Annotated in this window: 19 protein-coding genes, 1 other RNA gene and 1 riboswitch; of the genes, 10 read left to right on the top strand and 10 right to left on the bottom strand. The window is 62.5% G+C overall.

Annotated elements, in window-relative coordinates:
* Window positions 1–95: 95 nt before the first annotated feature.
* Window positions 96–593, top strand: a complete 498-nt coding sequence (locus ACR0NB_RS10800; RefSeq protein WP_093964418.1) for a lactoylglutathione lyase family protein — start codon at window positions 96–98, stop codon at window positions 591–593.
* A gap of 71 nt (window positions 594–664) precedes the next feature.
* Here ACR0NB_RS10800 and recR read toward each other — a convergent pair whose 3' ends face one another.
* From recR to ACR0NB_RS10785, 3 genes are all read right to left on the bottom strand, one after another.
* Entirely contained in the window at window positions 665–1,258 is a 594-nt protein-coding gene (gene recR / locus ACR0NB_RS10795; protein ID WP_480775655.1) for a recombination mediator RecR, read from the bottom strand.
* 46 nt (window positions 1,259–1,304) lie between these two features.
* The gene (locus ACR0NB_RS10790) at window positions 1,305–1,649 is read right to left on the bottom strand and encodes a YbaB/EbfC family nucleoid-associated protein (RefSeq protein ID WP_005980576.1); all 345 of its coding nucleotides are present in this window, start codon (window positions 1,647–1,649) and stop codon (window positions 1,305–1,307) included.
* Between the two features lie 86 nt (window positions 1,650–1,735).
* Entirely contained in the window at window positions 1,736–3,490 is a 1,755-nt protein-coding gene (locus ACR0NB_RS10785; RefSeq protein WP_480775654.1) for a DNA polymerase III subunit gamma/tau, read from the bottom strand.
* Between the two features lie 155 nt (window positions 3,491–3,645).
* Here ACR0NB_RS10785 and ACR0NB_RS10780 point away from each other — a divergent pair, with 155 nt between their 5' ends.
* The gene (locus tag ACR0NB_RS10780; protein WP_170420055.1) at window positions 3,646–4,149 is read left to right on the top strand and encodes a protein-tyrosine phosphatase family protein; all 504 of its coding nucleotides are present in this window, start codon (window positions 3,646–3,648) and stop codon (window positions 4,147–4,149) included.
* Window positions 4,150–4,152: 3 nt separating this feature from the next.
* Here ACR0NB_RS10780 and ACR0NB_RS10775 read toward each other — a convergent pair whose 3' ends face one another.
* Together ACR0NB_RS10775 and ACR0NB_RS10770 are read right to left on the bottom strand one after the other, a co-directional pair.
* The gene (locus ACR0NB_RS10775) at window positions 4,153–4,560 is read right to left on the bottom strand and encodes a hypothetical protein (RefSeq protein WP_170341391.1); all 408 of its coding nucleotides are present in this window, start codon (window positions 4,558–4,560) and stop codon (window positions 4,153–4,155) included.
* 86 nt (window positions 4,561–4,646) lie between these two features.
* Window positions 4,647–4,864: riboswitch (cobalamin riboswitch) on the bottom strand.
* Window positions 4,865–4,892: 28 nt separating this feature from the next.
* Window positions 4,893–5,465 (bottom strand): TetR/AcrR family transcriptional regulator, encoded by a 573-nt coding sequence (locus ACR0NB_RS10770; protein ID WP_170364992.1) that lies wholly within the window; start codon window positions 5,463–5,465, stop codon window positions 4,893–4,895.
* Window positions 5,466–5,549: 84 nt separating this feature from the next.
* On the opposite strand from ACR0NB_RS10770, the gene ACR0NB_RS10765 reads away from it, so the two are divergent.
* Window positions 5,550–6,407: an alpha/beta hydrolase family protein gene (locus ACR0NB_RS10765; protein WP_170341395.1), complete on the top strand. Its 858-nt coding sequence runs from the start codon at window positions 5,550–5,552 to the stop codon at window positions 6,405–6,407.
* 81 nt (window positions 6,408–6,488) lie between these two features.
* Here ACR0NB_RS10765 and ffs read toward each other — a convergent pair.
* Together ffs and ACR0NB_RS10755 are read right to left on the bottom strand one after the other, a co-directional pair.
* An RNA gene (gene ffs / locus ACR0NB_RS10760) (signal recognition particle sRNA small type) lies at window positions 6,489–6,587 on the bottom strand.
* Between the two features lie 39 nt (window positions 6,588–6,626).
* The gene (locus ACR0NB_RS10755; protein ID WP_480775653.1) at window positions 6,627–8,495 is read right to left on the bottom strand and encodes a bifunctional 2',3'-cyclic-nucleotide 2'-phosphodiesterase/3'-nucleotidase; all 1,869 of its coding nucleotides are present in this window, start codon (window positions 8,493–8,495) and stop codon (window positions 6,627–6,629) included.
* Between the two features lie 173 nt (window positions 8,496–8,668).
* On the opposite strand from ACR0NB_RS10755, the gene nudC reads away from it, so the two are divergent.
* On the top strand, window positions 8,669–9,652 hold the full coding sequence (nudC, locus tag ACR0NB_RS10750; protein WP_480775652.1) for an NAD(+) diphosphatase: 984 nt from the start codon (window positions 8,669–8,671) through the stop codon (window positions 9,650–9,652).
* A 38-nt stretch (window positions 9,653–9,690) separates the two neighbouring features.
* On the top strand, window positions 9,691–10,158 hold the full coding sequence (locus ACR0NB_RS10745; protein WP_170360904.1) for an SRPBCC family protein: 468 nt from the start codon (window positions 9,691–9,693) through the stop codon (window positions 10,156–10,158).
* Window positions 10,159–10,214: 56 nt separating this feature from the next.
* Here ACR0NB_RS10745 and ACR0NB_RS10740 read toward each other — a convergent pair whose 3' ends face one another.
* Window positions 10,215–11,048, bottom strand: coding sequence for a prephenate dehydratase (locus ACR0NB_RS10740; RefSeq protein WP_170360906.1), 834 nt, complete (start codon window positions 11,046–11,048; stop codon window positions 10,215–10,217).
* A gap of 119 nt (window positions 11,049–11,167) precedes the next feature.
* Between ACR0NB_RS10740 and ACR0NB_RS10735 the strand changes: the two genes are divergently transcribed.
* The 5 genes from ACR0NB_RS10735 to ACR0NB_RS10715 all read left to right on the top strand — a co-directional run bounded on the left by ACR0NB_RS10735 (window position 11,168) and on the right by ACR0NB_RS10715 (window position 17,531).
* Window positions 11,168–11,671 carry a c-type cytochrome gene (locus ACR0NB_RS10735; protein WP_170341467.1) on the top strand — a complete coding sequence of 168 codons (504 nt, stop codon included), beginning with the start codon at window positions 11,168–11,170 and terminating at the stop codon, window positions 11,669–11,671.
* A 172-nt stretch (window positions 11,672–11,843) separates the two neighbouring features.
* Entirely contained in the window at window positions 11,844–13,754 is a 1,911-nt protein-coding gene (locus ACR0NB_RS10730) for an extracellular solute-binding protein (protein WP_480775913.1), read from the top strand.
* A gap of 1 nt (window position 13,755) precedes the next feature.
* Window positions 13,756–14,850 carry a microcin C ABC transporter permease YejB gene (locus ACR0NB_RS10725; protein WP_170341405.1) on the top strand — a complete coding sequence of 365 codons (1,095 nt, stop codon included), beginning with the start codon at window positions 13,756–13,758 and terminating at the stop codon, window positions 14,848–14,850.
* A complete protein-coding gene (locus ACR0NB_RS10720; RefSeq protein WP_170369224.1) occupies window positions 14,851–15,957 on the top strand; it encodes an ABC transporter permease in 1,107 nt (368 codons plus the stop codon).
* A complete protein-coding gene (locus ACR0NB_RS10715; protein WP_480775651.1) occupies window positions 15,954–17,531 on the top strand; it encodes an ABC transporter ATP-binding protein in 1,578 nt (525 codons plus the stop codon). The genes ACR0NB_RS10720 and ACR0NB_RS10715 overlap by 4 nt, the downstream gene beginning before the upstream one ends.
* On the opposite strand, the gene ACR0NB_RS10710 is transcribed toward ACR0NB_RS10715, so the two are convergent.
* Together ACR0NB_RS10710 and hemN are read right to left on the bottom strand one after the other, a co-directional pair.
* Complete coding sequence (locus tag ACR0NB_RS10710) at window positions 17,528–19,456, bottom strand: elongation factor G (protein WP_480775650.1); 1,929 nt, start codon at window positions 19,454–19,456, stop codon at window positions 17,528–17,530. The genes ACR0NB_RS10715 and ACR0NB_RS10710 overlap by 4 nt on opposite strands.
* A 211-nt stretch (window positions 19,457–19,667) precedes the next feature.
* Window positions 19,668–21,023 (bottom strand): oxygen-independent coproporphyrinogen III oxidase, encoded by a 1,356-nt coding sequence (hemN, locus tag ACR0NB_RS10705; protein ID WP_170369985.1) that lies wholly within the window; start codon window positions 21,021–21,023, stop codon window positions 19,668–19,670.
* Between the last annotated feature and the right edge of the window lie 19 nt (window positions 21,024–21,042).

Below are 21,042 nucleotides of genomic sequence, written 5' to 3'. Positions count from 1 at the left end.
TGTGCATGGAACAACACGGCTTTGCCTTGTGAGGCGGGCGCTTGAAACCAGGACGTCGCAAAATACGTCTTGCCAAACAGACCAAGGAGCAAGCCATGCCTCAACATCCAAGAACATTCTCTCACATCGGGTTGTCCGTCCCGAACGTGGACGAAGCCGTGAAATTCTATTCCGAGGTTTTGGGATTTTACGTGATCATGCCGCCAACCGACGTGGTCGAGGATGACACGGACATCGGCGTGATGTGCACGGACGTGTTTGGCCCGAACTGGAAAAAACTGCGTATCGCGCATCTGGCGACCGCCGATCGTATCGGGATCGAGCTTTTTGAGTTTGATGGAAACTACGCGCCGGAAAACAACATCGACTTTCGCAGGAACGGGACGTTCCATTTCTGCGTCCAAGATCCTGATGTCGAAGGCTTGGTGGAAAAAATCGTGGCGGCCGGCGGGAAGCAACGCATGCCTATCCGATACTACTACCCCGGCGAGAAACCCTACCGCATGGTCTATGTCGAGGATCCGTTCGGGATCGTCTTCGAGATCTACAGCCATTCCTATGAATTGACCTACTCGTCGGGTGCCTACACCTGACGGATGGGTCAAGTGGTTCCTTGCAATCGAGAGGGGGCGAGAGCCTGCTGCTTGCAGGCAGCACGCGGCGGCTACAGTTCTTTACGCGCCCGCAGCGCTGCGGTGATCGTCCCGTCATCCAGATAGTCCAGTTCGCCCCCGATCGGCACGCCCTGCGCCAGCGAGGTCAGGCGGACCCGCCCTTCCAGCTGGTCGGCGATGTAATGGGCCGTGGTCTGGCCGTCGACGGTGGCGTTCAGGGCCAGGATCACCTCGGTGATGTTTTCGGCGGTCACCCGGTCGCGCAGCCGGGGGATGCGCAGGTCATCCGGGCCGACGCCGTCCAGCGCCGAGAGCGTTCCGCCCAGCACGTGGTAGCGGCCTTTGAACACGCCCGCGCGTTCCATCGCCCACAAGTCGGCCACGTCCTCGACCACGCACAGCTCACCGGTGGCGCGGTCTTCGGAATTGCAGATGTCGCAGATGTCGGTGGTGCCCACGTTGCCGCAGTTCAGGCATTCGCGTGCGGTGGCGGAGACCTGCTGCATGGCGTCCGACAACGGCGTCAGCAGCAGGGCGCGTTTGCGGATCAGGTGCAGCACCGCCCGCCGGGCCGAGCGCGGCCCCAGCCCCGGCAATTTGGCCATAAGGTCGATCAGGGCGTCGATGTCACTGTTCGAACTCATGGCCTGTCCTGCGTGGCTTTGGCGGCGGGGGTTTGAGGGGCAAAGATCAGAACGGCAGCTTGATGTCCGCCGGCAGACCCATGCTTTCGGTCAGCTTGGCCATTTCTTCCTGCGACCGCTCGGCTGCCTTGGTCTGCGCATCCTTGATGGCGGCCAGGATCAGGTCCTCGACCACTTCCTTGTCGTCGCTGTTGAAGATCGAGGGGTCGATGTCCAGACCTTTCAGCTCGCCCTTGGCCGAGGCCGTGGCCTTGACCAGACCCGCGCCGGATTCGCCGACGACCATGATGGTGTTCAGCTCTTCCTGCATCTGCGCCATCTTGGTCTGCAGTTCCTGCGCGGATTTCATCATCTTGGCCATGTCGCCCAGACCGCCGAGTCCTTTGAGCATCTGTATGTCTCCTGTCATTCGATTTGCGGCCTAAATACGGGCCGTCTGCGTCCTTCACAAGGGCAGCGCGCCTTCTGCGCGGATGATCAGTCTTCCTCGAACGGATCCCACTCGTCCTCGACCTCGGGCAGGGCTTCGGTTTCGACTTTGGCCGCACGGTCCTCGGGTGTTTCAATCCGGGTGATGCGGGCCATGGGGAACTGTGTCAGAACCGCCTGAACCAAAGGGTGTTCTTCGGCCTTGGCCTTCAGCGCCAGCTCGGCCGCGTCGCGCAGTTCGGCGATGGTGGGCGCGTCACCGTCCGAGACGATCGAGACCGCCCAGCGATTGCCGGTCCAGCGCTGCAGCGCGGACCCGAGCCGCGCGGCCAGGTCGGTGGGCGCCTTTTCGGTGGGCGTGAACTCGATCCGGCCCGGCTGGTACGAGACGAGGCGGACGCCGTTCTCGACCTCGACCAGCAGCTTCACGTCACGGTTGGAGCGGATCAGCTCGACCACATGCTCAAACGTTGGATAACGCGCCAGCGCGGTCTGCACGTCTTGGGCCAACGCCGCCGTGGGCGCGCCGCCCACACCGCGCGGGGTGGGCGCATGGGCCGAGGCCGTCGCGGTCACGGGCGGGGCGGTGTTGCCGGCAACCGGAACGCCGCCCCCCGGCCCGCCGACGGGCGGCGGAGGGCTGTCCTGAAGGCGTTTGATCAACTCTTCCGGGCTGGGCAGATCGGCCACATGGGTCAGGCGGATCACCGCCATTTCCGCGGCCATCATGGCGTTGGGGGCGGCCGAGACTTCCTCTAGTGCCTTCAGCAGCATCTGCCACATCCGGGTCAGCGCCCGCATCGGCAGCGCCTCGGCCATCTGCTGGCCGCGGGTGCGTTCATCGGGCGAGACGGTGGGATCTTCGACTGCGTCGGGGGTGATCTTCACCACCGAGACCCAATGCGTGATTTCGGCCAGATCGCGCAGCACTGCCAGCGGGTCGGCGCCCTCGGCATATTGCGCGCCCAGTTCGGTCAGGGCCCCGGCCGCATCGCCGCGCAGGATCATGTCCATCAGGTCCAGCACGCGGCCCCGGTCGGCCAGTCCCAGCATCGCGCGCACCTGGTCGGCGGTGGTTTCGCCGGCACCATGGCTGATTGCCTGATCCAGCAGCGAGGTCGCATCCCGGGCCGAGCCTTCGGCGGCGCGGGTGATCAGTGCCAGCGCGTCATCCGAGATTTCCGCGCCCTCGGCGGTGGCGATCTTGCGCAGCAGGCCGATCATCACTTCGGGTTCGATCCGGCGCAGGTCAAATCGTTGGCAGCGCGACAGCACGGTGACCGGCACCTTGCGGATCTCGGTCGTTGCAAAGATGAACTTCACATGCTCGGGCGGTTCCTCCAGCGTTTTCAGCAGCGCGTTGAACGCGCTGGTCGACAGCATGTGGACTTCGTCGATGATGTAGATCTTGTACCGCGCGCTGGCGGCGCGATAGCGCACGCTGTCGATGATCTCGCGGATGTCGCCCACGCCGGTGCGGCTGGCGGCGTCCATTTCCAGCACGTCCACATGGCGACCTTCCATGATGGCCACGCAATGCTCGCACTGGCCGCAGGGTTCGGTCGTTGGGCCGCCATTGCCGTCGGGGCCGATGCAGTTCATGCCCTTGGCGATGATCCGGGCCGTGGTCGTCTTGCCGGTACCGCGGATGCCGGTCATGATGAAGGCCTGCGCGATCCGGTCCGCCTCGAACGCGTTTTTCAGCGTGCGCACCATGGCATCCTGACCGACCAGATCGGCAAAGGTTTCCGGGCGGTATTTTCGGGCGAGAACCTGATAGGCGGGGCTGGACTGTGTGGTCATGTCTGCTCTGACGGATTCGTACTGACGATGCAGGGTAGAGTTCCCGGTGCCCCGCGTCCACAGCGCCGGTGCAGGTTTTTCGCTTTGGCGAGCGCGCGGTGTGAGGCATACTGCGCGGATCAAGTTCAATCAGCCAGTTTCGGGGGGAACGTCTGATGACAAATCTTGTGGTTCATGCATTGCAGGTGGGCGGCGGTACGCTGGCCCTGACCTCGGTTCCCGGCGGTGGCGGCGACTATGAGGGAGACCTGGACCTGATTTCAGCCTGGGCGCCGGGGCTGGTGATTTCGATGACAACCCTTGCCGAACTGGTTGCCGTGGGTGCGGGCGAATTGGGCTGTGACATTCATCGGCGCGCCTGTCGGTGGGCGCATCTTCCGGTCGCCGACTTCTCGGCGCCGTCGACCGAGATATCCGGCCGATGGCCCGAAGTCAGCGCCGCCGCCCGCCATGCGCTGTCGGGCGGCGGGCGGGTACTGGTCCACTGCCGGGGCGGTTGTGGGCGGTCAGGCATGGTTGTTCTGCGCTTGATGATCGAGAGCGGCGAGCAGCCGGAACAGGCCCTGAAACGCCTGCGGGCCGTACGCCCCTGCGCGGTTGAGACTGATGCTCAGATGGACTGGGCCGTCGCCCCAGCGCGCGAGGCACTGGCGACCTGACATTCAGGCGGTTGCGCGGAACTCGCGCTCGGCCCTGACCACGGGCATGATCGCCGTGGCCTGCAGCATCGCACAGGGTCGATCACTGATGACCTGCGCAGGCAGGGCGTCGCTCTGGTCGTCAAACAGCATGTCGGCGTAGGTATCAAGGCAGTCGGACGGTGTGTCGGCGGCCGCTCCGCAATACACGCGGATCCGTTCGGGACGTGCATCGAACCGCGCCGTGCAGCCATGTTCGCAATGGGCCAGTTCGCTACTGCCTTCCACTTGGAAGTCGGGGGATGTAGCGGCCTGCGCCGTCGCCATTGCCTGCGCGATGGCCCGTGCCATGCGCGCCAATGCCGGGCAGGTCTTTCCGGTGCGCTGGCAGATGGTTGCCGCGAATTCATGGGTATCGGTCTTCCAAATCATGTTGCGCCCTCCGCGCGCTGGGCGAGGTGGATTTGGACAGACGCCGGTTTCAAGGCCAGACCCTGCCCGGACACCCCGTCCGAGTTTCGGTTTCACGTTTGATGGCAGGTCTCCTGACTTGCGGGTCTTTGCTTTGCCGACCTTCCCAACCTTGCGGTCAGTGGTATTTAGGCATCGCTCTCCGCCTACAGTTGCGGGGGCAGTCGCGGCCTTGGTCCGCTCCGGAGTTCCGGGTTGGACCGCACCGTGTTCCCTTTTCATCCCGGACCGAAACGGCACGGGAACCATCCCCTCATCGCTAGCGGTGTATCCGGGATCGAGTCAAGACGGTTTCAGCCCGGTTGCCGGAGTGAGTCCCAAGGGAACAGATCAGGCAGTCTGCGCAGCACATTCGAATCCCTGCGGGCACGGGCCAATTGCCAGCCGCCTTGCATCACGATGAACAGGGTGTCCGCAGCATTTTCAGGGTCGGAAACTCCGAACCGCGCGGCGTGGTTTCGAACTTCGATGATCCAGCTTTCATACAGACGGTCGGCATGTTCCCGAAACGCGCGGTTGTCGGGGCTTTCGAACAGGGTGGCGGCGATCGGGCAGGTCTCCCATTGGGCCGAGGTGTCGAACAGCTTCGCGATCTTGTGGCACAGGGTGGTGACCCCGTCGCGAAAATCCGCGGCGTCGTCGAATGCCGCAGCAATCATGCTCAACATCCCGTCCGAGGCCCAACTGGCCGCCGCCAGGGCCAGATCCGGCTTGCCCTTTGGAAAATGGTGATAAAGCGAACCCTTGGGGGCTTGCGCTTCGGCCAGCAATTCCGCCAGACCGACACCGTTATAGCCCGAGCGCTGGAACAGTCGGGCGGCAGTCACGATCAGGCGATCTTTGGTGTTTGGTGGACGTTGGGTCATGCAGGCCAAATATTGACAGGCCTAGACCAATTGGTCCAGACACAAAGTATTAGACCGATCGGTCCAGAGTGTTTGGAGGCAAAGATGTTGGATTCGCAGCACGCGGTTGACGTGGAAGACTTTAAGTTTCCGTCGGGCCAGACCCAGCTGGCGGCGCGGCTTTACACTCCGGCGGTCGAGCCGCAAACCGTTGTTGTGCTGAACGGCGCAACAGGAGTGCCACGTGACTACTATCAGCACTTTGCTCGCTGGCTGGCCGCCGAGCGCGGTATGGCTTGCCTGACATATGATTACCGGGATTTCGAGCATTCGCTGACCGGGCGGCTGAAAGACTCGAAGGCCACGATGGCGGACTGGGCGCTGATCGACATGCCCGCAGCGCGTGCCGAGATGCGCCGTCGATACCCGCAGGCAAAACTGTGGGTGATCGGGCATTCGGTCGGTGGAATGCTGGGTCCGTTGCAACCGGAAATCGAACAGATCGACCGGATGATCTGTGTGTGCGCAGGTTTGGTGACGGTGGCCGATCACCCGTGGCCCTACAAGGGCTTGGCGACTTTGTTCTGGTATGGCCACGTGCCACCTCTGGTGCGTCTTCTGGGGTACCTGCCGGGGAAACTTCTGGGATTCGGAGCCGATTTGCCGGCGGGCGTCTATTGGCAATGGCGCAAGTGGTGTACATCGCCCACCAGCTATCTGCCCGAATTGGGAGACACGCTTCCCCAAGCGGATTGGAGTCGGGCGAACGCCACGGCGGATATCATTGCGTTCGAGGATGACCAGACTGTGCCACCGCCCGCCGTCTGGCGGCTGGCTGAACTCTATGGTCCGACCGCCCGTCGGCATTTGTTGGAGCCGAGGGATTTCGGACTGTCCGAAATTGGTCATATCGGCGCCTTCGCCCGGCGCAGCAGTGCCGTTTGGCCGCGATTGATCGCCTGACCCGCCCGCAAGCGCGGTTTTCAGGAACAACGACGAAATACAGAGGTTGGATTGACCGGGCCGAATACGTGGCGCGGCGTCAAGTGAGAGGTTGGACATCGACCCAAGCGGGGCTCGTTGTGGCTGCTTCCTTCCGGACCTGACCAGGTTGGCGAGGCGCTTGCCCGCGCCAACCTCTCGACCGACGATATAGGCATCACGCACCCGCTTGGCAACCCGTCACAAAGACAGGCGTACCCTAAGAAACCCGCGCGCGTCCTGCCCGTCGGTGGTGGCTGCAAAGTGGTCGAGCTCGCGCAGGTAGTTTGCAGCGCGTGGCCCGGTCTTCAGAATCACGGACCGGCCCGCCTGCGGAACAAAGGAAAAGCTTTGGGCGGTGTTTTCCACCGGATCCGGACCCAATCGTCCCGCCAGGTAGTCGCGCAAGATTCCCTGGAGGCTCAGCGGCGGCACCGGGATCAGCCGGGCCGGGTCTGGGACGGGAAAGTTGCCGCCGCCATTGGCTCGGTAGCTGTTTGATGCAACGACGAATTGTTCATCCGGATCGACGGGGCGGCCCTGAAAGGCAAGATCGCGCAGGCGGGAATGGGACGTGTCGATCAACTGGCCGCCTATATCATATCGCGCGGGCTGGGTCAGATCGAACCTGTAGGTCACCCCATGCAGCACGTCGAAATTGTGCCCGGTGCCCTCGGGGTTGATCAGAACCTGCTCGTCGCTGTTGCCAAGTTGGGAAAACTGGGCAGCCGACATTTCCAGCCATTCGGCGATCTGGCGGCCATCCAGCAGCATGGCGGCCAGTTGGTTTGGGAACACATGCAAGTCCGAGACATGCCGTACGGTGACATCGCCAGCCGGAACTTCGGTGTAGTGCCGTGGTCCGGCCCGGCCTCCGAATTTCGAAGGTGCGGCTGCGGACAGAACTGGGAGGGTTTCAAAGGCCGTTCCGGCCAGAACCGGTCGCAGGGCTGCCGCCTGTGCTGCGGCGACCAAATTCAGCCCCTGATCCACCCCGCAAAAGGTGAAATAGCTGTGCAGGGTACGATTGATCCGGCCCACCGGCTGGGCAGCGGCTTTGCGGGTCGCCTTGTGGGCGGCGGCAAAAAGTTCGACCATCTCAGGGTCTTCGGGAACGACCCAAGCGCCGGTTTCAGCCCCGCCCGGGCAGATCGCGCGCAGATGCGCGCTGTGACCAAAAATTCTCGCTTCTCCCGCGGCGTTCATAGCAAGCGTCAGGTCGATCACCCCCAAATGCGACCCCGCTGATCCGGGCATGACCACGGGTCTGGCCTGCTGCGGGTTACCATCGCTTGGGTCGGGCAGTGTCAGATGCGTGTGTCCGGCCACGATTGCATCAATACCGTCCAGAGCAGAAAGCTGTGCGACCACATTTTCCGACATCGGCACGGCGTTGGGCTCGCCTAGGCCGGAATGTGCAAGAGCCACAATCAGATCGCAGCCCTGACGTCGCAAATTCTCGGCCATCCGGCGCGCCGTAGCGACGGCATCCTCGGCTACGACCTGGCCTTGCAATTGTGGTGCTTCCCACTTCACCGTCTGCGGAGGCAGGATCGAGAAAACGCCAATTCGGACAGGAATGCTTTGGCCGTTGATGTGGACATTACGGGTCAGGATGGCCTGTTTCTGCCAGGGCGCGACCCCGGTTAGACACTGCATGTTGCTGCACAAAACCGGGCAAGGTGCCCGAGAAACGATCCGGCCCAGAGTTGGCAGACCAAAGCCGAAGTCGTGGTTCCCCAGCGCAATTGCGTCGTAGCCCAAACGCCCAAAGGCGGACATCAAGGGGTGGGTCGCGTCGGTCTGTTCGGCCGCCCAGTCACCCAGAAGTGTCCCCTGAAGGGAATCTCCGTTGTCGAACAGCAGGACAGTTGCATTCGCCTCTTCCGCCTCTTGACGTGCAGAGCGGATCAAGCTGACGGTTCGGGTGAAGCCCACACTTGGTTCCGGCCGGTCCGCATAATAGTCGAAACTGGTCAGATTCATGTGCAGATCGGTCGTCGCAAGAATCCGGATGTGCGCGGTTTTTAAGTGGGAATGTACCTGAAGCGGGGAGGATTTCAGAGCCAATTTTCTTCTTTTAGGTGCTGTTGTGCATACGTTTTCACTGAAAGGTAGAATACAGGTAATCGTCAGGGCTTCCATGCGTCCTTTGCGACAACGATGCTTTTTGCGAGTGTGAATTCCCATTGCACCAGTGCCCAAGTCGTGGCAGCCCTTGTGCAAATTCCAAAGGGACAGGCATGAAACGGGCGGAAAGCGTGACATTTGGCGGCTCTGGACTGGACCGGGCGGCGCAGATCCGTACCGATGGCAGAGCTTTGGAGGCAGCACGGTCCGAACCCACGGCGCGGTGCATCCTTGTGTGGCGGGGCAAACCGCTTGTCATGGGCGAAGCGCTGGACCAGTTGGCCTTGGTTCCGATAGACCACGATCTGGTTGCGAACGGACCCGGCGGGGCGATTGACCAACCGATCTTGCTGGGGCGCAGTGATGCGGGTGCGCCGCTGTTTGCAATGGACATTTCGAATTGGTCTGCCGACGGGTTGGACCTGTCGGGCGTTGGAGCGTTCGTGGACCGAACCGAACAGCAGCATCCGGGGCTGCCCGTGGGCCACGTGTTCGCCGAGCTTCGTCGGATCATGACCCGGCTGTCGGCCCGGGACGCCGAATTGGCAGCCACCGCCAAAGCCGTGATCGGCTGGCACGAGACGCACAGGTTCTGCGCGCGCTGCGGCAACCCGACCAACGTTTCACAGGCGGGGTGGCAACGACTGTGCCCGGCCTGTGGCGGTCAGCACTTTCCACGGACCGATCCGGTGGTGATCATGTTGGTCACGCATGGCGATTCCGTCCTGATGGGCAGATCTCCGGGGTGGCCCGACGGCATGTATTCACTGTTGGCCGGTTTCGTCGAGCCGGGCGAGACCCTCGAAGCCGCCGTGCGGCGTGAGGTCATGGAGGAGGCCGGCGTTCCGGTCGGACACGTCAGCTATCTGGCAAGTCAACCCTGGCCATTTCCGTCGTCGCTGATGTTCGGGTGTGCAGCGCAGGCGCTGTCCCGCGAGATCACGATCGACCCGGTCGAGATCGAGGACGCGATGTGGGTCACCAAGTCCGAGATGATGCAGGCTTTTGCAGGCGAGCACCCCAAGCTTCTGCCGGCGCGAAAGGGGGCAATCGCGCATTTTCTTTTGCGTAACTGGCTTGCAGATACGCTGGACTGACGAAACACTGACACCCTGACTGAGCAGAAAAGGCCGACATGCAGGTTTCAGCACGCGAAGATATCCAGGCGCCGATCGATGCGGTGTTCGACATGGTCGCGGACTTCGAACGGTTCGAGCGCATGGCGATGCGCCGCGGTGTCGAGGTTCGACGCACTGTCGAAATGCCGGGCCACTGGGTCGGGTCGTGCTGGGAAGCCGATATCATGATCCGTGGCAAGCCACGCCACGTCGCGATCGAGGTGGCCGAGTTTGATCGCCCCACAGCCATGCGGTTTCGATCGACCAGCAAGGGGATGAACGGCCTGACCACGATTGATCTTCTGTCGCTGTCGCAAAAGCAGACGCGGCTGAGCATCGAGATGTCACTGGCGGCCAAGACCTTGCCTGCGCGTCTGCTTCTGCAGTCGTTGAAGCTGGGCAAGGCCAGATTCCGGCGCCAGTTCCAGATGCGACTGAGCGATTTTGCGCGCGAAATGGAAGAACGCTATCTACACGGGGCTTGAGAGCCGGCGTTTGACCGGCGGCGAGCAGTCCCAAGCTGCCGGCGCGTGGGCGCAGACTAACCGCGTGGTCGAGCAGCGGGGTACACGCCCAGCACTTCCACATTCGTGGTGAAATGCTGCAGTTCATCCATCGCGAGCTGCACGTTGCGGTCTTCCGGGTGGCCGACGATGTCGGCGTAGAACTGAGTCGCCGTGAACGAGCCATCAACCATGTAGCTTTCCAGCTTGGTCATGTTGATGCCGTTGGTGGCAAAACCGCCCATGGCCTTGTACAGCGCCGCCGGAATGTTCCGGACCTGGAACACGAAGCTGGTGATCATCCCGTGCTCGCCACGGCGGCTGCGGTCGTCCTCGCGGGACATCACCAGAAAGCGGGTCGTGTTGTCGTCGCTGTCTTCGATGTGGCGCGCCAGCAGTTCAAGGCCATAGATTTCGCCAGCCAGTTCGCTGGCCAGGGCCGCCGAATGTTTCTCACCCGCTTCCGAGACCTCGCGCGCCGCGCGGGCGTTGTCAGGGCTGACGCGCCCGCGGATGCCGTGGGCCTTCAGAAAGTTTGCGCATTGCGGCAACAGCACCAGATGCGAATGGGCTTCGGTGATATCTTCGAGTTTTGCGCCCGGCACGCCCAGCAAGTTGATGTGAACTCGCACGAAGGCCTCGTCCACGATGTGCAGCCCGCTGTGCGGGAGAAGGCGGTGGATATCGGCCACCCGTCCATAGGTGCTGTTCTCGACCGGCAGCATGGCCAGATCGGCCTCGCCCGAGCGCACCGATTCGATTACGTCCTCGAACGTTCGGCAGGGTAGGGCCTCCATATCCGGACGCGCATTGCGACAGGCTTCGTGACTGTAGGCGCCGGGTTCCCCCTGAAAGGCGATGCGTTTGGTCATTTGGTCGATTCCGTGCAACAAGTTCCAGAATTGGGCGTTTCGTCGCGGTGTCTATACCTTGCCTCTTGCAAGGGGAAGCCTTAGACACCCCGAAGACAGCTGAAATGGACTCGCGATCAATGTTCGACACGATGACAGTTACCAAGGCCGCAGCCGGCCTGTTCGGTGCCTTCCTTGTACTCCTCCTGGCAAAATGGGGGGGCGATGTTCTCTACCATGTCGGCGGGCACGGCGAAGCCGCCTATGTTATTGAAACCGAAAGCTCGGGCGAAAGCGCTGACGGCGAAGAAGTGGTCTTTGCCGACCTGCTGGCCGCAGCTGACCCGGAAAAGGGCGCGAAGGTTTTCCGCAAGTGTTCGGCTTGCCACAAGCTGGAAGAAGGCGCCAATGGCACCGGTCCTTACCTGTATGGCGTCGTGGACCGCCCTGTGGCAGCGGCTGCGGGCTTCGGCTACTCGGCGGCGATGCAGTCGCATGGCGGCAACTGGACCCCGGAAGAGCTGGATGCGTTCATTGCAAACCCCAAAGGCTATATCCAAGGCACTTCGATGAGCTTTGCCGGTCTTAAAAAGGCTCAGGAACGCGCAGACCTGATCGCGTACCTGCAGACGATTGGCGGCTGATCTGCCCATCCAGACACCGAAATGCGAAAGCCGCTGCCTTGTGCAGCGGCTTTTTTTGTCTGAGCTAAACTTCACAAAGCGCTCACGCATTCTAAACTTGCAAGTGTCAGTGCTGGGCTTTTAGCTTGCGCACAAGGACATGGACAGAAGACAACATCGAAGGATGACCCGTATGATTTCCCATCTGCCTGGCGCGCGCGAACAAGGTTTTCGTCATTGGGTCGCGGCATTGGGCATTTCGGCGGCGTTGGTTCTGGGGCAGGCGGGGCCAGTCCGGGCCGACGAGGACCAGATCATTCGCAGCCATGGCTACTCGTACTTCGGCAATCTCGACTACCCCGCCGACTACACGCACCTGAACTATGCCAACCCGGATGCACCCAAGGGCGGCGAGCTGTCATTGGCCGCATCGGGCACGTTTGATTCCCTGAACCCATATTCGCGCAAAGGTCGCCCCGGAGCGTTGACGACACTGCAATACGATCGGCTGATGGACAGCACGGATGACAGTGTCGGTCAGTACTACGGCGTTTTGGCCGAGAGCCTCGAGTATGACGCCGACCGCAACTGGGTCATTTTCCACCTGCGCCCCGAAGCGACGTTCTGGGATGGCACGCCTGTCACCGCCGAGGATGTGGTCTACAGCCACCGCCTGTTCATCGAACAGGGCCTGCCGTCGTACGCACAGGCCGTCGGGCGGATGGTGACCGGCGCCGAGGCACTGGATACGCATACAGTCAAGTTCACGTTCAATCCCGAATTGACGGCCCGCAGCCGGATCGAAACCGTCGGCGCGACGCCCGTATTCTCGAAAGCGTGGTTCGAGGCAGACCCTTCCCGCCGTCTCGACGAGCCGCGCCTGGAAGTCGCCGTTGGATCTGGGCCTTACAAATTGGAGAGCTACGATATCAACCGGCGCATCGTCTACAAACGCCGGGACGACTACTGGGGCAAGGACTTGCCGTTCAACAAGGGCCGGCACAACTATGATACCATCCGAGTCGAGTATTTCGCGGACCAGACAGCCGCCTTTGAAGGCTTCAAGGCAGGCGAATACACGCTGCGGATCGAAAGCGATCCCAAACTGTGGGCGACCGGCTATGACTTCCCCAAGTTGAAAGAGGGCTATGTCGTCAAGGACGCGATTGCGAATGGCAGTCCGCCGACCCCGTCGGGATTTGTGTTCAACCTCGCGCGTCCGCAATTCGCGGACAAGAATGTTCGAAAGGCACTGGCGCTGGCATTCAACTTTGAATGGGCCAATGAATCTCTGCTGTTCGGGCTGAACTCGCCCCGCGATTCGTTCATCGAAGGCACGCCGCTTGAAGCGATGGATACACCGCAGGGGGCAGAGCTGGCATTTCTGCAGGCTTTGGGCGACGTGGTTCCACCCGAGCTGTTGTCCGAACCGGTGACGACCGTTCACGAATCCAGCCCGGCGCGCCTGAACGATCGGCGCAACCTGCGCAAAGCCTCAAAATTGTTGGACGAAGCCGGATGGCCCGTAGGCGACGGCAACTTGCGCCGCAATGCTCAGGGTCAGACCCTGCGGGTGAACATCCCCTATCCGTCCAACCTGCCGACATCGACAGCCACGATGATCGAGACCTTTGTCCAAAACCTCCAGGCGCTGGGCGTGGATGCGTCGGCCGAAAAGGTCGATCCGGCGCAGTACACCCTGCGCAGCCGCGAGCGTGACTATGACATGGTTTATTCAACACGCTATGGCGCGTTCCTGTCCACTGGTGGCGGCCTCAGTCAGATGTATGGCTCGAAAGAGGCCGAGTTCAGCCTGTTCAACCCGGCAGGCCTTGCCAGCCCGTTGGTGGACGCCATCATCGAGGCGTCTTTCGCGACCAACAATCAAACTGATCAGGACGCAGCGCTTATGGCCTTGGATCGCGCCTTGCGCTATGAGTTCTTCATCATACCGGATGGGTATATCGCGGAATACTGGACAGCCTACTACAACATGTACGAATACCCCGATCAGTTGCCGCCCTATGCGCTGGGATACCTTGATCTGTGGTGGATCAATCCCGAAAAGGAAGCGGCCCTGAAAGCAGAAGGCGCGCTGCGTTAACATGGGCGCATATATTCTTCGACGCCTGTTGCTGGTCATCCCGACCCTTCTGGGCATCATGATCGTCAACTTCACGCTGGTGCAGTTCGTGCCCGGCGGTCCGGTCGAGCAGATCATCGCCCAGATCGAAGGGCAGGGCGATGTATTCGCGGGTTTTGCGGGGTCCGGTGACGCGGGTGCCGGGGCCGAACCCGGCGGTGGCGTTTTCGATGACAAATACGTGGGCGCCCGCGGCCTACCGCCGGAATTCATCGCCGAACTGGAGAAGGAATTCGGCTTCGACAAACCGCCGGTCGAGCGGTTCCTGAACATGATGGGCAACTATCTGACGCTGGATTTTGGCGAAAGCTACTTCCGCTCGGTCTCGGTGATCGACCTGGTGCTCGAGAAGATGCCGGTCTCGATCTCGCTGGGCCTGTGGTCGACGCTGATCGCCTATCTGGTCTCGATCCCGCTGGGCATCCGCAAGGCGGTCAAGGATGGTTCACGCTTTGACACATGGACCAGCGCGACCATCATCGTGGCCTATGCGATCCCCGGCTTCCTGTTTGCGATCCTGCTGCTGGTGCTGTTTGCGGGCGGTTCCTACTGGCAGATCTTCCCGCTGCGCGGGCTGACCTCGGACAATTGGGAAGACCTCAGCCTGTTGGGCAAAGTGGCCGACTACTTCTGGCACATCGCCCTGCCGACCATCGCACTTACGATTTCCGCGTTTGCCACGCTGACGCTGCTGACCAAGAATTCGTTTCTGGACGAGATCAAAAAGCAATACGTCATGACCGCCCGCGCCAAGGGGCTGAGCGAGCAGCGCGTTTTGTACGGCCACGTATTCCGCAACGCGATGCTGATCGTGATCGCCGGCTTCCCGGCGGTGTTCATCGGCGTGTTCTTCGGCGGGTCGATCATCATCGAGACGATCTTCTCGCTGGATGGCCTTGGTCGTCTGGGCTTTGAGGCCGCAGTGGCGCGAGATTATCCGGTAATCTTCGGGACGCTGTTCATTTTCGGTCTGCTCGGTCTGGTCGTCGGCATCATCAGCGACCTGATGTATGTGCTGGTCGATCCGCGCATCGATTTCGAGAAACGCGAGGGGTAAATGGCACTTTCTCCTCTGAACCAACGTCGCTGGCGCAATTTCTGCCGCAACCGCCGGGCCTTCTGGTCGCTGATCATCTTTTCGGTGCTGTTCGGTCTGTCGCTGTTCGCGGAATTCATCGCCAATGACAAACCGATCCTTGTGAAGTATCGGGGCGAGCTCTATACGCCCATCTTCAACTTCTACGCCGAGACCGAGTTCGGCGGCGACTTCCAGACCGAGGCGATCTACCGCGACCCCGAGGTCCGCTGCCTGATCGACAGCGGCGGACTGGATGACTGTTTCGATGACCCCGAAGGCATCATCGAGCAGATTGAGGCGGGAACGTTCCAAGCCGAGGGTTTCGAGCGTGGCTGGGCCATCTGGCCGCCGATCCCCTATTCTTTCAACACCAGCGTCGATCGTCCCGGCGCCGCGCCGCTGCCGCCCAACCGGCAGAACCTGCTGGGCACCGACGACACCAAGCGCGACGTGCTGGCGCGCGTCATCTATGGCTTCCGCCTGTCGATCCTGTTCACCCTGATCGTCACCGGCGCCGCCAGCCTGATCGGCATATTCGCCGGCGCGCTGCAGGGCTTTTTCGGTGGCTGGCTGGACCTGATCTTCCAGCGCATCATCGAGATCTGGTCATCCACCCCGTCGCTTTATGTCATCATCATCATGTTCGCGGTGCTGGGGCGCAGTTTCTGGCTGCTGGTCGTCCTGATGGTGCTGTTTTCCTGGACAGGCCTAGTGGGCGTGGTTCGGGCCGAGTTCCTGCGCGCCCGCAACCTGGAATATGTGCGCGCGGCCAAGGCGCTGGGCGTGGGCAACCTGACCATCATGTTCCGCCACATGCTGCCCAACGCGATGGTGGCCACGCTGACCTTCATGCCGTTCATCGTGACCGGCACGATCGGCGGGCTGGCCAGCCTCGATTTCCTGGGCTTTGGCCTGCCGTCCTCGGCGCCCTCGCTGGGTGAACTGACCCTTCAGGCCAAGCAGAACCTGCAGGCGCCGTGGCTGGCCTTCACTGCCTTTTTCACCTTTGCCATCATGCTGTCGCTGCTGGTCTTCATCTTCGAAGGCGTGCGTGACGCGTTCGACCCGCGAAAGACCTTCTCATGAGCTTGCTGGATGTGAAAAACCTCAGGGTCTCGTTCCGTCAGGACGGGCAGGTGACCACGGCGGTTCGGGGCGTCTCGTTCCATGTCGATCGCGGGGAAACCGTGGCGCTGGTGGGCGAATCCGGGTCGGGAAAATCGGTCACCGCGCTGTCCACCGTGTCGCTGCTGGGCGACAGCGCGATCGTCGAAGGGTCGGTCACCTATGACGGGCAGGAGATGATCGGCGCATCCGAGCAGCGCCTGATGGAGGTCCGCGGCAACGACATCAGCTTCATCTTCCAGGAGCCGATGACCTCGCTGAACCCGCTGCACACGATCCAGAAGCAGATGGCGGAATCGCTGGCCCTGCACCAGGGTCTGACGGGCGACGCGGCGCGCGCCCGGATCGTCGAATTGTTGAACAAGGTCGGTATCCGCGACCCCGAGGAACGGCTGGACGCCTATCCCCATCAGCTGTCCGGCGGACAGCGGCAGCGGGTGATGATCGCGCTGGCGCTGGCCAACAAGCCCGACATCCTGATCGCGGACGAGCCGACCACTGCGCTGGACGTGACGATTCAGGCGCAGATCCTCGAACTGCTGGCCGAGCTGCAGAAATCGGAAAACATGGGGATGCTGTTCATCACCCATGATCTGGGCATCGTGCGACGCATCGCCGACCGGGTCTGCGTGATGAAGGATGGCGAGATCGTCGAGACCGGCCCCGTGGCCGAGATCTTCGACAACCCTCAGCACCCCTATACCCGCAAGCTGCTGGCAGCCGAACCCACGGGCATACCCGACCCGATCGACCCCGCGGCCGAAGAAGTGGCCCGGACCGAGCATCTGAAGGTCTGGTTTCCGATCCAGCGCGGATTCCTGAAACGCACGGTCGGCTATGTGAAGGCGGTGAACGACGCCACACTCAGCGTGCGGGCGGGCGAAACCGTTGGGATCGTCGGCGAAAGCGGCTCGGGCAAGACCACGCTGGCGCTGGCGATCATGCGGCTGATCGCCTCCGAGGGCGCGATCACCTTCCGCGGACAGGATGTGCGCCGCTGGTCCACGCGTGAACTGCGCCGCCTGCGCAAGGACATGCAGATCGTGTTTCAGGACCCGTTCGGCAGCCTCAGCCCGCGCATGACCTGCCAGCAGATCATCGCCGAGGGTCTGGCGATCCACAAGGTCGACCCGCACCGGGCCCCGCGCGAACTGGTGGCCGAGGTGATGACCGAGGTGGGCCTGGACCCGTCGGCGATGGACCGCTACCCGCACGAATTCTCGGGCGGGCAACGCCAGCGCATCGCGATTGCCCGCGCCATGGTGCTGCGGCCCAAGCTGCTGGTGCTGGATGAACCGACGAGTGCGCTGGACATGACGGTGCAGGTGCAGATCGTCGAACTGCTGCGCGACCTTCAGAAGAAATACGGGCTGGCCTACCTGTTCATCAGCCACGACCTGAAGGTGGTGCGGGCGATGTCACACAAGGTGATCGTCATGCGCAACGGAGACGTGGTCGAGATGGGCGCTGCCGAAGACCTCTTCGTCAACGCCCAGGATGACTATACTCGCGAACTGATCGCTGCGGCGGGCTAGGCGTTGGCCGTTTCGCGTGATGCCGATTTCGGCACCGGGCCGCGCAGCTCTTCATAGTGGTCGAACTGCAGCTTGACCCAGCCGGTGCCGCGTGTGGCGCTGGCCAGCGTGCGGTGTAGTTCGTCTTCGGCCACGGCGGGCAACTGGGCGTTGAAGATCTCCCAGCCCGGCGCGTTCGGGTTGCCCTCGAACCCCAGAACCTGCCCCTGAAGCGAGCTGATCGTGGGCACCAGATCGCCCACGAAGGCCGACGGAACATGGATCTCGGCGTTCAGGATCGGCTGCAAAACAACCGGCTTGGCCTGTGGCAAGGCCTCGCGCACGGCGTTCTTTCCCGCAGTCCGGAAGGCAAAATCGGAACTGTCCACGTTGTGATGCTTGCCGTCGTGCAGCGTGACCTTCACATCCACCACCGGAAAGCCCTCGGGGCCCTGCGCCAGTGCATCGACCGCGCCTTGTTCGACCGAGGGGATATAGTTCTTGGGCACCGCGCCGCCCTTGACCACCTCGTCGAATTGAAAACCCGATCCGCGCGGCAGCGGTGCGACAGAGATCACCACATCGGCGAACTGCCCCGCGCCGCCGGATTGCTTGCGGTGGCGGTGTCGGTGTTCGACCGTGGCTCGGATGGTCTCTCTATAGGCGGTCTCGACCGGAGAGGATTCGATCTCGATCCCGAAATCCTCGGCCAGCTTGGCGACCACCCGACGCATGTGCTGCGGCCCCTGCGAGCCCAGAACGGCGTGGCCGCTCAGCTCGTCCTGTTCCAGCGTCAGGCCCGGGTCGATCTCGACCAGCCTGGACAGCGCGTTGGACAGGCGCACGTCGTCGCGTTCATGGGCCGGCGACACCACCTGCCGATAGGCGACCGGATGCGCCGTGGCCCAATCCGGCAGCGGCGTGGAGCCGCTGCTGTCATAGATATTGCCGGGGTTGAGGTGATCGGATTTCACCGCCAGCCCGATCTCGCCGGCCTTCAGCCCGTCGATTTGGGTCTTTGCGTCCAGCGCGGTCAGGTTGCCAACAGTTTCGCCGCCCAGCGGGTCATGCGCCTTGATCCCCTCGCCCAGCCCCCGCAGGACGATGATTTTGCCAATGTGCTTTTTGACGTCGGCGAACCCGGCGATGGCGCGGGCGGCCTCGGGCGCCGCGTCCCGGTCGGCGGCGATGTCGAATTCGGGCGCCTCGTGCCGCAGGGCCTTCATCAGGCGGGTCAGCCCGTTGCCATGGCTGGCTGCGCCCAGACAGGCCGGGATCAACTGATGGTTCTGCAGGACCTGCGCGGCCAGGTCATAGACCTCGGCGCTGGGCGGTTGCTTGTCCTCGATCAGCTGCTCAAGCAGGTGGTCGTCGAAATCCGACAAGGTTTCGAGCAGTTCGGTGCGGGCTTCGGCCTCGCGATCGGCCACCGATTGCGGTAGTTCGATCAGCGCCGAGGGCTGACCTTCCTGATATTTCCACGCGCGCTCTGAGATCAGGTCGACGGCGCCGACGATGGTTTCGCCTTCACGGATCGGCACCTGTCGCAGGGTGATGTGATGGCTGCAATAGGTCTGCAGCGCGGCGATGATGTCGCGGATGCGGCCGTTGGGGTTGTCCATCCGGTTGATGAACAGAAAGCAGGGAATGCCCGCCTCATCGACCAGCCGCAGATAGGGGGCACACAGAACCGCCGCGTCCGGGTCCGGCGGGACCACCACCACGGCCGCGTCGGAAATGGCCATGGCGGGTCCGGCATAGGCCAGCGCATCGCCCCCGCCATCCACGTCGATCGCACACCATGGTTCGTCCAGATAAGAAAAACCGTGCAGATGCACGGTTCCGGACAGGTCGAATGTGGTGGGCCGGCCATCAAGGCGACTGATGGCCTCGACCAGGGTTGTCTTGCCCGATTGGCTGGGGCCGAGGACGGTAAAAACGCGCATGGGTGCTGTCCTTTCGTCAAGTTGCAGAGTGGTTGCACGAAAGGAGCTGTCGAACGCGGATGCGCCGGCGAGTCTGTCTGAATGATGGCCTGCCTCGGCGTCGGGCGGCCCGCCGCCCGCCTTCCGAGTGTGGGGAAAACCCACCGCGCGCGTCAACCCCCCGCTTTTTTGCATTGTGGCGACTGGCCGGTTTGCGGCCTGCCGCCCGTCGTCAGATAGCCGAGCTGTGGCCTGCCTTGCTCAGGTCATAAGCGTCGAAGGTCCGGGCGATCATCCGGGTCAGGGCGCGCGCTTCGGGCGGGATGAACAGCCCGTCATCGGTGATTTGCAACAACCCGTCGAAGGCGTCATTGGCGCGCTGGTACATCGCCTTCAGCTCGGCTGCCGAGATGTCGTGGTCGCGCAGGATCTCGGCCGTTTCGATGCGGAAGTCGCACATCAGGGCCTCGATCAGGCGGGCGCGCAGAATGTCCTGATCCTTGAACAGATGCCCGCGCGAGGTCGAGAACCGGCCATCGCGCACCGCTTTGGTATGGGCCGACGTGGCCGGTGCATTCTGCGCATAGCCCTGCGGGAAGCGCGAGATCGAGCTGGCGCCGACGCCAATCAGAACCTCGGCCTGGTCGTCGGTATAGCCCTGGAAGTTGCGTTTCAGCCGCCCGGCCTTCAGCGCGTGGGTCAGCCCGTCATCCTTGGTGGCGAAATGATCGATGCCGATTTCTTCGTAATTGTCCCACAGGAACAGACGGCGCGCGGTGTCGAACAGATCAAGCCGCTGTTCCGGCGTCGGCAAGGCGTCGGACGGGATCAGCTGCTGGCGTTTCGCCATCCACGGCACATGCGCGTAGCCATACAGGGCCACCCGGTCGGGGTTGAGGGACAGCAGCTTTTGTACGCTTTCGGTCATCCGCGCCTTGGTCTGGTGCGGCAGTCCGTACAGGATGTCGGCGTTCAGGCTGGGCACGCCGCGCTCGCGGATCATGTCGATCGCTTCGCGGGTGGTGTCATAGCTCTGGATGCGCCCGATCGTCTTCTGGATCTCGTCGTCGAAATCCTGAACTCCGATCGAGGCGCGGTTCATCCCGGCCTCGGCCAGCGCATCCAGACGGGCGGCGTCCACCTCGTTGGGGTCGATCTCGACCGAGAATTCCGCGTTGGGTCCAAGTGGGACGATCCCCAGAATATGCGCGGCCAGTTCGCGCATCAGGTCGGGGTTCAACAGCGTGGGCGTGCCCCCGCCCCAATGCAGGCGCGACAGGGTCACCCCGCTGGGCAGGCGCGCGGCCAGCAGGTCCAACTCGGCCTTGAGGACATCGACATAGGCGATGACGGGGTTGTCGGTCTGGGTGCCCTGGGTGCGGCAGGCGCAGAACCAGCACAGCCGGCGACAGAACGGCACATGGACATAGAGCGAGATCGAACTGCCCGGCCGGATGGCGGAGATCCAGTCGCTGAACATGTCGGGCCCCACGTCATTGCTGAAGTGGGGGGCGGTCGGATAGCTGGTATAACGCGGTACCTTCGCGTCAAATAGTCCGAGCTTTGCCAATTGAGGTTTTACTATCATGACGACACCGGTATAGGCT

Source organism: Ruegeria sp. CG3 (genome assembly GCF_056537205.1).
The sequence above is the reverse complement of the archived record's forward strand: the minus strand, read 5'-3'. Positions and strand labels throughout refer to the sequence as shown.

Excerpts from the sequence above, each read along its gene's own strand:
- ACR0NB_RS10785 (WP_480775654.1), bottom strand. The coding sequence starts at position 3,490 with ATGACCACACAGTCCAGCCCCGCCTATCAGGTTCTCGCCCGAAAATAC.
- ACR0NB_RS10770 (WP_170364992.1), bottom strand. The coding sequence starts at position 5,465 with ATGACCCAACGTCCACCAAACACCAAAGATCGCCTGATCGTGACTGCC.
- ACR0NB_RS10775 (WP_170341391.1), bottom strand. The coding sequence starts at position 4,560 with ATGATTTGGAAGACCGATACCCATGAATTCGCGGCAACCATCTGCCAG.
- hemN (WP_170369985.1), bottom strand. The coding sequence starts at position 21,023 with ATGATAGTAAAACCTCAATTGGCAAAGCTCGGACTATTTGACGCGAAG.
- ACR0NB_RS10710 (WP_480775650.1), bottom strand. The coding sequence starts at position 19,456 with ATGCGCGTTTTTACCGTCCTCGGCCCCAGCCAATCGGGCAAGACAACC.
- ACR0NB_RS10740 (WP_170360906.1), bottom strand. The coding sequence starts at position 11,048 with ATGACCAAACGCATCGCCTTTCAGGGGGAACCCGGCGCCTACAGTCAC.
- ACR0NB_RS10735 (WP_170341467.1), top strand. The coding sequence starts at position 11,168 with ATGTTCGACACGATGACAGTTACCAAGGCCGCAGCCGGCCTGTTCGGT.
- recR (WP_480775655.1), bottom strand. The coding sequence starts at position 1,258 with ATGAGTTCGAACAGTGACATCGACGCCCTGATCGACCTTATGGCCAAA.
- ACR0NB_RS10790 (WP_005980576.1), bottom strand. The coding sequence starts at position 1,649 with ATGCTCAAAGGACTCGGCGGTCTGGGCGACATGGCCAAGATGATGAAA.
- nudC (WP_480775652.1), top strand. The coding sequence starts at position 8,669 with ATGAAACGGGCGGAAAGCGTGACATTTGGCGGCTCTGGACTGGACCGG.
- ACR0NB_RS10780 (WP_170420055.1), top strand. The coding sequence starts at position 3,646 with ATGACAAATCTTGTGGTTCATGCATTGCAGGTGGGCGGCGGTACGCTG.
- ACR0NB_RS10720 (WP_170369224.1), top strand. The coding sequence starts at position 14,851 with ATGGCACTTTCTCCTCTGAACCAACGTCGCTGGCGCAATTTCTGCCGC.
- ACR0NB_RS10725 (WP_170341405.1), top strand. The coding sequence starts at position 13,756 with ATGGGCGCATATATTCTTCGACGCCTGTTGCTGGTCATCCCGACCCTT.
- ACR0NB_RS10765 (WP_170341395.1), top strand. The coding sequence starts at position 5,550 with ATGTTGGATTCGCAGCACGCGGTTGACGTGGAAGACTTTAAGTTTCCG.
- ACR0NB_RS10715 (WP_480775651.1), top strand. The coding sequence starts at position 15,954 with ATGAGCTTGCTGGATGTGAAAAACCTCAGGGTCTCGTTCCGTCAGGAC.
- ACR0NB_RS10800 (WP_093964418.1), top strand. The coding sequence starts at position 96 with ATGCCTCAACATCCAAGAACATTCTCTCACATCGGGTTGTCCGTCCCG.
- ACR0NB_RS10745 (WP_170360904.1), top strand. The coding sequence starts at position 9,691 with ATGCAGGTTTCAGCACGCGAAGATATCCAGGCGCCGATCGATGCGGTG.
- ACR0NB_RS10730 (WP_480775913.1), top strand. The coding sequence starts at position 11,844 with ATGATTTCCCATCTGCCTGGCGCGCGCGAACAAGGTTTTCGTCATTGG.